Origin of the sequence: Burkholderia mayonis (assembly GCF_001523745.2) — a bacterium.
GTDB lineage: Bacteria > Pseudomonadota > Gammaproteobacteria > Burkholderiales > Burkholderiaceae > Burkholderia > Burkholderia mayonis.
In genome coordinates, this window is sequence record NZ_CP013387.1 from 2,081,836 (window position 1) to 2,094,397 (window position 12,562).

Consider the following 12,562-nt stretch of genomic DNA (forward strand, 5'->3'; position numbering starts at 1 on the left):
AGCTACTCGTCAGTCAGTGGTCATGGCGGCGGTCCACGACGGGCATCACCCCCGCTACCGTGTAGAAGCTACCGAAAACCACGATTCTATCATTGTCGGATGCGCTTTTTAGCGCATCGAGGAACGCATCGGCCGGCGTCGCGTGACGCGCGACGCTATGTTGCGCGCCATTTTCGACGCCCGCGCCGCGCAGCACGCGCTCGAGCACCTCGGCCGACGCCGCGCGCGGCAGCGGCAGATCGGTCAGATGCCAGTGGTCGATCGAGCCCTTCAGCCGCTCGACGATCCCGGCGAGATCCTTGTCGGCCATCGCGCCGAACACCGCGTACGTGTACGGGTAGTAGCCCATGCCGTCGAGATTCTGTGCGAGCACCGCGGCCGCGTGCGGGTTGTGCGCGACGTCGAGCAGCACGAGCGGCTTGCCGGGCAGCACCTGGAAGCGCCCCGGCAGTTCGACGTTCGCAAGCCCGAGCCGGATGTCCTGCGCGGACACGGGCAGCTTCTCGCGCAGCGCCTCGAGTGCGGCGAGCGCGGCCGACGCGTTGAGCAACTGGTTCGCGCCGCGCAGCGCCGGATACGCGAGCGCCGGATAGCGCTTGTCGCGGCCGACGTAGGCCCACTGCTGGCGCTCGCTGCCCGGCTGCGTCGCGAAGCGGAAGTCGCGCCCGACGAGCCACAGATCCGCGCCGATCGCAGCCGCGTGATCGATGAGTGTCTGCGGCGGCGTCGGGTCGCCGCAGATCGCGGGCTTGCCCGGACGGAAGATGCCCGCCTTCTCGAACGCGATCTTCTCGCGGGTGTCGCCGAGATATTCGATGTGGTCGACGTCGATGCTCGTCACGATCGCGCAATCGGTATCGATCACGTTGACCGCGTCGAGCCGGCCGCCGAGCCCCACTTCGAGGATCACCGCGTCGAGCCCGCGCGACGCGAACAGGTGCATGATCGCGAGCGTCGTGAACTCGAAGTACGTGAGCGACACCGGTTCCGGCAGGCTCGTGCGCGCCGCCTCGACCGCCTCGAAGTGCGGCAGCAGCTCGTCGTCTTCGACGATCCGCCCATCGACGCGCGCACGCTCGTTGAAGCGCAGCAGGTGCGGCGACGTGTGGCAGCCGACCTTATAGCCCGCGCGCACGAGAATCGTCTCGAGGAACGCGCAGGTCGAGCCCTTGCCGTTCGTGCCGCCGACCGTGATCACCGGGCACGCGAACTGGAGCTTCAGCGCGTTCTTCACCTTGCCGATGCGGGTCAGGCCCATGTCGATGCCGACGGGATGCGCGCTTTCGAGGTGCGAGAGCCACGCGTCGAGAGTGGGAAAAGTGCTCATCGAATTCAAAGCGAATCAAAGCGAATACGCCGAAAAAACAAACGCGCCGCTCGGCGCAAGCCGAGCGACGCGCGGTCGTGCAATCACCCGCGTGGCCGTCAAGCCAGCGCGTCGGCCGGCTGGCGCTGCAGCAGCGCGAGCAGCTGCGCGATCTCGTCGCGCATCTTGCGGCGGTCGACGATCATGTCGATCGCGCCCGTCGTCAGCAGGAACTCGGCGCGCTGGAAGCCTTCCGGCAGCTTCTCGCGGACCGTCTGCTCGATCACGCGCGGGCCGGCGAAGCCGATCAGCGCCTTCGGCTCGGCGATCACGACGTCGCCGAGGAACGCGAAGCTCGCCGACACGCCGCCCATCGTCGGATCGGTCAGCACCGAGATGAACGGCAGCTTCGCCTCGGAGAGCTTCGTCAGCATCGCGGTGGTCTTCGCCATCTGCATCAGCGACAGCAGGCTTTCCTGCATCCGCGCGCCGCCCGAGGCGGTGAAGCAGATGAACGGCACCTGCTGCTCGAGCGCGTTCTGCGCGCCGCGCGCGAAGCGCTCGCCGACGACCGAGCCCATCGAGCCGCCCATGAACGAGAACTCGAAGCACGCGGCGACGACGGGCAGCGTGCGGATCGCGCCGCCCATCACGACCATCGCGTCGGTTTCGCCCGTCTCCTCCATCGCTTCCTTCAGACGATCCGGATACTTGCGGCTGTCCTTGAACTTCAGCGAATCGACCGGGACGATCTCCTGTCCGATCTCGTAGCGGCCTTCCGAATCGAGCAGTGCGTCGAGGCGCTCGCGCGCGCCGATCCGCATGTGGTGATCGCACTTCGGGCACACGTGCTGATTCGCGTCGACGTCGTTGCGGTACAGCACCGCTTCGCACGACGGGCACTTGACCCACAGGCCCTCGGGAATCCCCTTGCGGCTTTTCGGATCGGTCTGCTTGATCTTCGGCGGCAACAGTTTGTCGAGCCAGCTCATCGTATGGTTTCCTGTTCGGTGGCGGGCCGGGCAGTCTGCACCCGGGCCCGCCGTCAGCTATGTGTTGACTTCTCGCGCGTCGCTTACGCGGCCGGCTTGCGTGCGCCGTCGATCGCGGCGCGCAGCTCGGCGACGAACCCCTTGAGCTCGGCGGCGGCGCTTTCCGGCGCGGCCTGCTCGAGCAATTGCACGAGGCGGCTGCCGATCACGACGGCGTCCGCCACCTCGGCCACCGCGCGCGCCGTCGCGGCGTCGCGGATGCCGAAACCGACCCCGACGGGGAGCGGCACACGCGCCTTGATGGCGGGGATTTTACCTGCAATGCTCGAAACATCCAGATTTCCCGCGCCGGTCACGCCCTTGAGCGATACATAGTAGACGTAGCCGCTCGCCACGTGGGCGACTGCGGCGATCCGGTCGTCGGTCGACGTCGGCGCGAGCAGGAAGATCGGATCGATGCCCGCCGCGCGCATCTTCGCGGCAAAATCGTGCGCTTCCTCGGGCGGGTAGTCGACGACGAGCACGCCGTCGACGCCCGCGGCGCGCGCGGCTGCCGCGAACGCATCCTCGCCCATCCGCTCGATCGGGTTCGCGTAGCCCATCAGCACGACGGGCGTCTTCGCGTCGCGCTCGCGGAAGCGCTTCACGTCGTCGAGCACGCTATGGAGCGTCACGCCCTTCTCGAGCGCGCGCTCGGACGAGCGCTGGATCACGGGACCGTCCGCCATCGGATCGGAGAACGGCACGCCGAGCTCGATGACGTCTGCGCCGCCTTCGGCGAGCGCGTGCATCAGCTCGACTGTCCTCGCCGGATCGGGATCGCCCGCGGTGATGAACGGGACGAGCCCTTTGCGCCCTTGGGCGGCGAGTGCGGCAAACGTATTCTGAATACGGGACATGACTGTTTCCTATGTCGATCCGGAGTTAGCGCTTTAGCGCTTACTCCGGTCCCATGCAAAGCTGTCGATCCGGAGTTAGCGCTTTAGCGCTTACTCCGGTCCCATGCAAAGCTGTCGATCCGGAGTGAGCGCTTCGGCGCTTACTCCGGTCCCATGCAAAGCTGTCGATCCGGAGTTAGCGCTTTAGCGCTTACTCCGGTCCCATGCAAAGCTGTCGATCCGGAGTGAGCGCTTTAGCGCTTACTCCGGTCCCATGCAAAGCTGTCGATCCGGAGTGAGCGCTTCGGCGCTTACTCCGGTCCCATGCAAAGCTGTCGATCCGGAGTTAGCGCTTTAGCGCTTACTCCGGTCCCATGCAAAGCTGTCGATCCGGAGTGAGCGCTTCAGCGCCTACTCCGGTCCCATGCAACACAACGTTCGCTATCGCGCACGCCGCGCTACTCAAGCGCCGGTCGGCGCCACCAGCGCCGTCACGCGCTCTCGCGCGATCGCGCAATAGCTTTCGTTGATCTCGTAGCCGACGAAGTCGCGCCGCTGCCGCGCGCAGGCCACCGCGGTCGTGCCGCTGCCCATGAACGGATCGAGCACGCGGCCGCCAGGCGGGCAACTCGCGAGCACCATCCGCTCGACGATCTCGAGCGGCTTCTGGGTCGGATGGTCGACCCGCTCCGCATGCTGGCGGTGCAGGCGCGACACGGACCAGACGTCCTTCGGGTTGTAGCCCATCTCCAGCCACTTGCTGCCTTCGAACAGCTTGCGCGAGCGCGCTTTCTTCGTATCGGCGTCGTACGGGATGCGGACCGGATCGAGATCGAAGTAATAGCCTTTCGACACCGCGAAAAAGCCTATGTTGTCGTGCACCGACGTGAAGCGGCGCGTCGTGCCGCCCATGCTCGGCACGCGCCGGTCCCAGATGATCTCGTTGACCATCGTGAGCTTCGTCTTCAGGAAGCTGAAGATCTCGGGCGCGTACTGCCATGTGCAGAACACGTACATCGAGCCGCTGGGCTTGAGCTTCGGAATCGCGAGATCGAGCCATTCGCGCGTCCACGCGAGATGCTCGTCGCCCGAGCGCTTGTCCGAGTCGTTGCCGTAGTCCTTGCCGAGCCCGTATGGTGGATCGGCGACGATCAGGTCGATCGACGCATCCGGCAGGCTCGCGGCTTCGGTCAGGAAATCGCGGTTGTGCAATTCGATGCCGGCGGGCAGCGCGCAGGCGGCGGACGCGGCCGGAACCGCTTCCGCTTCGCTCGCCGCGCCGCCCCCCGGCTCTTCGATCAGGTCGCGCATCGGTCGGGGTTCAGAGCGCGATGCCCGATCGCTCGGCGACCGTGTGCATGTCCTTGTCGCCCCGGCCCGACAGGTTGACGAGCAGGATCTTCTCCTTCGGCAGCGTCGGCGCGAGCTTCGTCGCATAGGCGATCGCGTGGCTCGACTCGAGCGCCGGGATGATGCCCTCGATCCGGCAGCACTCGTGGAACGCCTTCAGCGCCTCGACGTCGGTAATGCCGACGTACTGCGCGCGGCCGCTGTCCTTGAGCCATGCGTGCTCCGGGCCGACGCCCGGATAGTCGAGGCCCGCCGACACCGAATGCGTCTCGATGATCTGGCCGTCGTCGTCCTGCAGCAGGTACGTGCGGTTGCCGTGCAGGACGCCCGGGCTGCCGCCGATCAGCGACGCCGCGTGATGGCCGGTGTCGAGCCCGTCGCCCGCCGCCTCGACGCCGATCAGCTGGACGGCCGCGTCATCGATGTACGGATAGAAGATACCCATCGCGTTCGAGCCGCCGCCGACGCAGGCGATCACCGCGTCCGGCTGCCGGCCGGCGAGCTCGGGCATCTGCACCTTGCATTCGTCGCCGATCACGCGCTGGAAGTCGCGCACCATCATCGGGTACGGATGCGGGCCCGCGACCGTGCCGATGATGTAGAACGTGTTCTCGATGTTCGTGACCCAGTCGCGCATCGCTTCGTTGAGCGCGTCCTTCAGCGTGCGCGAGCCGGATTCGACGGGCACGACGGTCGCGCCGAGCAGCTTCATCCGGTAGACATTCGCGGCCTGCCGGCGCACGTCCTCGGCGCCCATGTAGACGATGCACTCCATGCCGAAGCGCGCGGCGATCGTCGCGGTCGCGACGCCGTGCTGGCCCGCGCCCGTCTCGGCGATCACGCGCTTCTTGCCCATCCGCTTCGCGAGCAGCGCCTGGCCGATCACGTTGTTCACCTTGTGGGCGCCCGTGTGGTTCAGGTCTTCGCGCTTCAGGTAGATCTGCGCGCCGCCGAGCATCTCGCTCCAGCGCTGCGCGTGATAAATCGGCGACGGACGGCCGACGAAGTGCTTCAGCTCGCGTTCGTACTCGGCGACGAAGTCGGGGTCGCTCTTGAATTTCTCGTACGCGGCACGCAGCTCGTCGAGCGCGTGAATCAGCGTTTCGGCGACGAACACGCCGCCATATGGGCCGAAATGGCCACGATCATCGGGGAGGTTGTACATGACGTCACTCTCGGTTCGACCGCGCGGCGCGCCGGTTCTCGCTTCCGGCGCCCGCCGCGCGGGCTGGCATCACCCGGCGTCCGCTTCGCGCACTGCGCGCACGAACGCCGCCATGCGGGCGCGATCCTTCACGCCCTTTGCGCCCGGCGTTTCGATGCCGCTCGAGACATCGACCGCGAACGGACGCACCTGACGGATCGCATCACCGACGTTTTGCGCGTTCAACCCACCACTCAAAACGGCCCGACGCGCGAGCTCTGCTGGAATAAGTGACCAATCGAAGACCTTGCCGCTGCCGCCATAGTGCTCGACGAGGGTGTCGAACAAGAAACCGCGGGCTGCCGAATATTGAAGTGCCGATTCTACCAAATCGGCCGGCCGAGTCGCCACGCCCACGCGCAACGCGCGCAGCCACGGCAGCCGCGCGGCGGCGGCGAGCGCCGCGCACTGCCCGGGCGTCTCGTCGCCGTGGAATTGCAGCATCGACAGCGACACTTCGCTCGCGACGCGCGCGATCTCGTCCGCGGTCGGATTGACGAACAATCCGACGACCGACACGAACGGCGGCACGCGCTTCGCAAGCTCGGCCGCCTGCTCGATCGTCACCGCGCGCGGGCTCTTCGGATAGAACACGAGACCGATCGCGTCGGCGCCGAGCTCGGCCGCCCAGTCGACGTCGCCGGGCCGCGACAGCCCGCAGAGCTTGATCCGCGTGCGCGGCGGCGGCGCGGCGCGCCCGGCTTCGTGGTGCGCGTCTGCGGACGGCGCGTCGTTCGTCGTATCGGTCATCATGGTCGTCCGTCCAGATCGGCCCACACGCTGCTCCACGACACGCTGCCGAGCTGCGCGGGCGGCACCGCGAATTCGGCCGGATAGCCGACGTGCGCGAGATAGAGCCCTTCGGGCATGAAAGTCGGCGCCGCGCAGTCGCGGTCGCGGCTGTCGAGCACGTCCGCGAGCCACGACGCCGGGTAGCGGCCGCGTCCCACCGCGACGAGGCAACCCATCAGGTTGCGCACCATGTGGTGCAGGAACGCGTTCGCGCGGAAGCGGAAATGGATGAAATCGCCGTCGGGACGGATGCCGATCTGGTACAGATGCTTGATCGGCGACTTCGCCTGACACTCGGACGAGCGAAACGCCGAGAAATCGTGTTCGCCGACGAGATATTCGGCGGCGTCGCGCATCGCGTCGACGTCGAGCGGCATGTGGACCCAGCCCGCGCGTCCGGCGAGCATCGGCGAGCGCACCGGATGCACGTAGAGCGCGTAGTAATAGGTGCGCTCGAATGCGGCGAAGCGCGCGTGAAATGTGTCCGGCATCGGCTTCGCCCACTGCACGGAAACCGTGGATGGCAGGAACGCGTTCGTGCCGCGCACCCACGAGAAGTCCGCGCGGTCGAGCGCCGTATCGAAATGGACGACCTGGCCGAGGCCGTGCACGCCCGTGTCGGTGCGACCCGCGACCGTCGTGTGCAGCGAGGTCTGCGCGAATTCGGCGAGCGCCCGCTCGAGCGCGTCCTGGACGGTCTTGCCGTGCGGCTGCGACTGCCAACCGCAGAACGCCGCGCCGTCGTACTGAATGCCGAGTGCGATTCTCATCACGACAGATCGGCCAGTTTGGCGAGCATCACGTGCGCTTCGTCGCGCGTGTCGGCGTGACCGGCTTCGATCACTTCGTGCAGCAGCGTGCGCGCGCCGGCGAGGTCGCCGAGCTCGACATATTCGGACGCGAGCTCGAGCTTGTTGCGCGCGATCTTCGCGAGCGCTTCGGGCGTGAACACCGGCAGCGACGCGCTCGGGCCGGTCGGCAGATCGAGGTCGAAATCGAGGCTCAGCGCGCCGAATTGCGCGACGCCGAGCGGCGGCAGGTTCGGAGACGATGCGGCCGGCTCGCGGCTCGGAGCGGCAGGCGACGGCGCGGCGAACGATGCGCCGGGCTGCGGAGCAGCCAACGGCGTCTCGGCGTGCCCAGGAAGCGCGTTCGGCAGTGCGAAGCCAGGCGTACTCGCTTCGTGCGGCGCGGCGGCCTGCGGCGATGCGTCTCCGGCCTGCTGCGGCGCAGTTTGCGGCGGCTCGTCCGCGTGCGGCGTAGCTTCGTTCGACGTCAGCGGCTGCGCCGCGCCGAGCGCCGCGGGCTGGGACAACGCGCCCGCCCCCGATCCGCCCGCTCCCGCCGCAAATGCCTGAGATTCGGCTCCCGACGCATCCTGCCTACGCTGCCCCTCCGATTGCGATTCGATCGCGGGCGATCCGGCCACCGGCGCCGCCGCTTCACCCTGTTCGGCTCCGCCCAGCGGTGTCGCCTGATGCGGCTCGGCCCCCCACGGGCGGGCCACGGGCGTTTCGTCGCGAAGCGATTCGCCCCCATCATGATCCGCCCCTGGCGTTGCTTCGCCATGCGTTCCCACTTCACGCGAATCTTCCGCGCCAATTGGCCGGTGCGTGGCGGCTTGACCGTTAGTTGCGCTCTGCGCCGAACCCGAACCGGCCGGCTCGGCATGCTGCGATTCCGCCACTTGGCCCGCATCGTCCGAAATCGACGCGCGGGGTGGCAGCGGCATGTCGAGGCTGTCGAGCGCCGTGATCGCATCGTGCGGAAATGCCTGGCGCCACGCGTACGGCGCCGTCTTCGCGCCGGTCTGCGGAACACCGGACTGTGCGTCGTCCGATTCGGGCGTATGCGGCGCGCCGCTTCGCTCGTCCGGCTGCGGCATTTCCAGCGTCAATGGCTCGACGGGCGGCGTTTGCGGCCCACGAGTCGCAGCGATGTCCGGCCCGGTCGCAGGCGCCGACTTCGATTCGGCGATCGTCGATTCGGTCTTCGTCGGCGCAGTCTTCACTTCGGCGGGCGGCGCGATCGGCGACTCGCGATGCGCGGCAGCCGTCGCAGCTTGCCCGCCTGCTTCGCGCTTTTCTTCGGCCGCCGCATCCGGCGCACCGGCAATGGCGGCGACCGCATCCGGATCGAGCGCCGGCGCCGGCGTGAATGCGCCCGGCTCGATCGCGTCGGCAGGCGGCCCCTTCTTGCGCCGGCGCAGCGCGAAGCCCGCGATCAGCGCGACGACGGCCGCGCCGACCGCGATCGCAGCCCCCGAATTGAACGACAGTTGCGGCACCGCGGTGCGCGGCGCGGTGCTCACGGGCGGCGTCACGGCAGGCGCGGAAGCGGCGCTCGTCGTCGATCCGGCCGTCGCCGCCGCTTCGGAACCGCCCTCCCCCGAGCGGGGCACAGCGGACGCCGCCGCGCTCGGCTGCGGCTTCTGCGCGCTTCCGGCCACCGGAGCGGGCGTCAGCGCGCCGTTCGCGGCAGGCTTGCCGATCCCGTGCTTCTGCAGTTCCATCAACACGCGATTCTTCAGCGCGAGCAGTTGCTGCAGGCTCGACGGCCGCGCTTGCGACGCGCCCGTCGCCACCTGCGCCGACGAACCCGACAGCGCCAGATTCGCGGCGCCAGGAACGAGCAACGCTTCCGCGCCGGCCGCCGACGCGCCGCTCGCGGCGGCGGGGGCTTGCTGAATCGAACCGCTCCAGACGTGCGGACCGCCGACACTGGACGATGCCGCGGGAGCCGCCGCCTGCGCGGCTGCGGACGGCGCATGCGTCGAAGCGGCGCCGGGTGCCGATGCGCCGTTCGCGCTCGACGCCGTGCCGGCGGCAGCGGAAGCCGCAAGCGCCGCCGCGGCGTGCGATGCCGTCGACATCGACGTCGCCGCCGGATGCGACGCCGCAGCCGTTGCCGCCGACGCGACCGCATGCGACGCCGCGCCCGCCGCCGAAGCCGCACCGCTCGCCGCGGCGCCGCTCGCGGCCGCACCGGCCGCCGCGCCTGTCGCATCGAGCGTCGGCACCGCCAATTGCGCGCCGATCTTCAAGCGGCTCGGATCGCGCTTCATGAACGCCTGCGGATTCGCATCGAAGAGCGCGCGGCCCACGCGGGCCAGCACGGCAGGATCGTGCGATTGCGTGACGGCGACGGCGATGTCGTTGAGCGACTGGCCGGGTCGCACGGTGATCGTGAGCGGCGCGGCTGGGTCGCCCGCCGCGGCGCTCGCCGCATCCGGCGCCGCGTGCGCGACGGTCGCGCCGGCAAGTACGAGGACGGCGGCCGCGACAGCGCGTCGCGCGGACGGGCGGCCGTCAGAGATCGTCGTAGAAGAAAGGAATCGAAGCGTCATCGGCTTGGTCGCCGCGGCATTACGCGGCCTGGGTTCGCGTTTGGAATGAGACAAAATCGGACCGCAAATAAAAAAGCGTCGCGTGAAACGCGACGCTTTCGGGTTGTGTACGCGTCGTAATCGCGTAGTTTACTTTACTTGTCGAGCAGAATGCGCAGCATCCGGCGCAGCGGTTCGGCCGCGCCCCACAACAATTGGTCGCCGACGGTAAATGCCGACAGGTATTCGCCACCCATTGCGAGCTTGCGCAGCCGGCCGACCGGCACCGACAGCGTGCCCGTCACGACGGCGGGCGACAGATCACGCATCGACGCTTCGCGCTCGTTCGGCACGACCTTCACCCAGTCGTTCGCCGACGCGAGGATGCCGTTGATCTCGTCGAGCGGCACATCCTTCTTCAGCTTGATCGTGAGCGCCTGCGAGTGGCAGCGCATCGCGCCGATCCGCACGCACAGGCCGTCAACCGGGATCGAGCCCGGCTCGCCCATCGCCGGCTTGCCGAGAATCTTGTTGGTTTCCGCGCCGCCCTTCCATTCTTCCTTCGACATCCCGTTGCCGAGATCCTTGTCGATCCACGGAATCAGCGAGCCCGCGAGCGGCACGCCGAACTGGCTCGTCGGCATCGCGTCGCCGTTCATCGCGGCGAGCACGCGGCGGTCGATGTCGAGAATCGCCGACGCCGGATCGGCGAGCTGCGCCTGAACCGCACCGTTCAGCGCGCCCATCTGCGCGAGCAGCTCGCGCATGTTCTGCGCGCCCGCGCCCGACGCGGCCTGGTACGTCATCGCCGTCATCCAGTCGACGAGGTTCTCGCGGAACAGGCCGCCCAGCGCCGTCAGCATCAGGCTGACCGTGCAGTTGCCGCCGATGAAGTTCTTCGTGCCCTTGACGAGCGCGTCCTTGATCACGCCGAGGTTCACGGGGTCGAGAATGATCACCGCGTCGTCCTTCATCCGCAGCGACGACGCCGCGTCGATCCAGTAGCCGTTCCAGCCGGCCGCGCGCAGCTTCGGAAACACGTCGTTCGTGTAGTCGCCGCCCTGGCACGTGATGACGACGTCGCACTTCTTCAGGTCGTCGATGCTCGTCGCATCCTTGAGCGTGGTCTCGTTTTTCGCGAATGACGGCGCCTTGCCGCCCGCGTTGCTGGTGCTGAAAAACACCGGCTCGATCAGATCGAAATCGCCTTCTTCCTGCATGCGCTGCATCAGCACGCTGCCGACCATGCCGCGCCAACCTACGAGACCTACGTTCATGACTCATCCTTTGCTGGAGCTTCCCCGCCTTTTCCGTCCCCGGCGCGACCGCGCGGGGAAACAGGCGGGCACGACGGACGACGATCAGATTTTCGTGATCGTTTTCGTGATGATGATTTTGCCGACGAGAATGGCGCGCGCACCCGCACGGGCTTCATTGCCGTGGGGTTTCAAGACCGGGGAGATCAGGGAAGTCAGCGCCATCGCTCGAGTCTACACAAACCCAAGAGGCCGCACAACGGCCAGGAAAACCGGACGGACCCCGTTTTCGGGGCCGCCCGGCCGAACTGCGACGACGAACCGCTCCGAACGCGCGGCCCGTGCGCCGCGATTACAGCGCGGCGACGACCGCGTCGCCCATCGCCGCGGTGCCGACCTGGCGGCAACCCGGCGTCGCGATGTCCGCCGTCCGGTAGCCCGCTTCGAGCACCTTCTTGACCGCGTTCTCGATCCGGTTCGCCTGTTCGGCGCGGTTCAGCGAGTAGCGCAGCAGCATCGCGGCCGACAGGATCGTCGCGAGCGGATTCGCGACGCCCTTGCCTGCGATGTCCGGCGCGGAACCGTGCGACGGCTCGTACAAGCCCTTGTTGTTCTTGTCGAGCGACGCCGACGGCAGCATGCCGATCGAGCCCGTCAGCATCGACGCTTCGTCGGACAGGATGTCGCCGAACATGTTGCCGGTCACGATCACGTCGAACTGCTTCGGCGCCTTCGCGAGCTGCATCGCCGCGTTGTCGACGTACATGTGCGACAGCTCGACGTCCGCGTATTCCTTCGATACGTCGATCATGATGTCGCGCCAGAACTGCGACGTCTCGAGCACGTTCGACTTGTCGACCGACAGCAGCTTCTTCGCGCGCTTCTGCGCGGCCTGGAACGCGACGTGCGCGATGCGGCGCACTTCCGGCTCCGAATAGCGCATCGTGTCGAAGCCTTCGCGCGCGCCGGCGAACGGGCCGTCGGGCGCTGCGCGCACGCCGCGCGGCTGGCCGAAGTAGATGTCGCCGTTCAGTTCGCGCACGATCAGGATGTCGAGGCCCGCGATCAGCTCGGGCTTCAGCGGCGACGCGTCGACGAGCTGCGGATAGCAGATCGCCGGGCGAAAGTTCGCGAACAGCTCGAGATGCTTGCGCAGACCGAGGATCGCCTGCTCGGGGCGCAGCGCGCGCTCGAGCGAGTCGTACTTCCAGTCGCCGACCGCGCCGAACAGGATCGCGTCCGCTTCCTTCGCGAGCGCGAGCGTCGCTTCCGGCAGCGGATGGCCGCTCGCCTCGTAGCCGGCGCCGCCGACGGGCGCCTGTTCGAGCTCGAACGTCTCGCCGAGCGCGTTCAGCACCTTCACCGCTTCGTTGACGATCTCCGGACCGATGCCGTCGCCGGGCAGCACTGCAATCTTCATGCGAAATTCCTGACTGGATGAATGAGTTGTTGGATTCGG

10 protein-coding genes and 1 pseudogene are annotated in these 12,562 nt (G+C 67.9%); 1 reads left to right on the top strand and 10 read right to left on the bottom strand.

What is annotated here, in order from left to right; all coding sequences use genetic code 11:
- Window positions 1-13: 13 nt before the first annotated feature.
- The 9 genes from folC to asd form a co-directional block, all read right to left on the bottom strand.
- Complete coding sequence (folC, locus tag WS70_RS28080) at window positions 14-1,327, bottom strand: bifunctional tetrahydrofolate synthase/dihydrofolate synthase (protein WP_059472935.1); 1,314 nt, start codon at window positions 1,325-1,327, stop codon at window positions 14-16.
- Window positions 1,328-1,425: 98 nt separating this feature from the next.
- The gene (gene accD, locus WS70_RS28085; protein ID WP_059472835.1) at window positions 1,426-2,298 is read right to left on the bottom strand and encodes an acetyl-CoA carboxylase, carboxyltransferase subunit beta; all 873 of its coding nucleotides are present in this window, start codon (window positions 2,296-2,298) and stop codon (window positions 1,426-1,428) included.
- An 83-nt stretch (window positions 2,299-2,381) separates the two neighbouring features.
- On the bottom strand, window positions 2,382-3,197 hold the full coding sequence (gene trpA / locus WS70_RS28090; protein WP_059598222.1) for a tryptophan synthase subunit alpha: 816 nt from the start codon (window positions 3,195-3,197) through the stop codon (window positions 2,382-2,384).
- A gap of 441 nt (window positions 3,198-3,638) precedes the next feature.
- Complete coding sequence (locus WS70_RS28095) at window positions 3,639-4,487, bottom strand: DNA-methyltransferase (protein ID WP_059472833.1); 849 nt, start codon at window positions 4,485-4,487, stop codon at window positions 3,639-3,641.
- A gap of 10 nt (window positions 4,488-4,497) precedes the next feature.
- Window positions 4,498-5,691, bottom strand: a complete 1,194-nt coding sequence (gene trpB / locus WS70_RS28100; protein ID WP_059472832.1) for a tryptophan synthase subunit beta — start codon at window positions 5,689-5,691, stop codon at window positions 4,498-4,500.
- Between the two features lie 69 nt (window positions 5,692-5,760).
- Window positions 5,761-6,483 carry a phosphoribosylanthranilate isomerase gene (locus WS70_RS28105; protein WP_059597661.1) on the bottom strand — a complete coding sequence of 241 codons (723 nt, stop codon included), beginning with the start codon at window positions 6,481-6,483 and terminating at the stop codon, window positions 5,761-5,763.
- Window positions 6,480-7,292, bottom strand: coding sequence for a tRNA pseudouridine(38-40) synthase TruA (truA, locus tag WS70_RS28110; RefSeq protein WP_059472830.1), 813 nt, complete (start codon window positions 7,290-7,292; stop codon window positions 6,480-6,482). Before truA ends, WS70_RS28105 begins: the two co-directional genes overlap by 4 nt.
- A complete protein-coding gene (locus tag WS70_RS28115; RefSeq protein WP_059597660.1) occupies window positions 7,292-9,868 on the bottom strand; it encodes a FimV/HubP family polar landmark protein in 2,577 nt (858 codons plus the stop codon). The genes truA and WS70_RS28115 overlap by 1 nt, the downstream gene beginning before the upstream one ends.
- 134 nt (window positions 9,869-10,002) lie before the next feature.
- Complete coding sequence (gene asd / locus WS70_RS28120) at window positions 10,003-11,124, bottom strand: aspartate-semialdehyde dehydrogenase (protein WP_059472828.1); 1,122 nt, start codon at window positions 11,122-11,124, stop codon at window positions 10,003-10,005.
- Here asd and WS70_RS33955 point away from each other — a divergent pair.
- Window positions 11,123-11,278, top strand: a pseudogene (locus tag WS70_RS33955) (3-isopropylmalate dehydrogenase); the annotation flags it as partial. The gene asd and the pseudogene WS70_RS33955 sit on opposite strands and share 2 nt — an antisense overlap.
- 177 nt (window positions 11,279-11,455) lie before the next feature.
- On the opposite strand, the gene leuB reads toward WS70_RS33955, so the two are convergent.
- Entirely contained in the window at window positions 11,456-12,523 is a 1,068-nt protein-coding gene (gene leuB / locus WS70_RS28130; RefSeq protein ID WP_059472826.1) for a 3-isopropylmalate dehydrogenase, read from the bottom strand.
- Window positions 12,524-12,562: the final 39 nt, after the last annotated feature.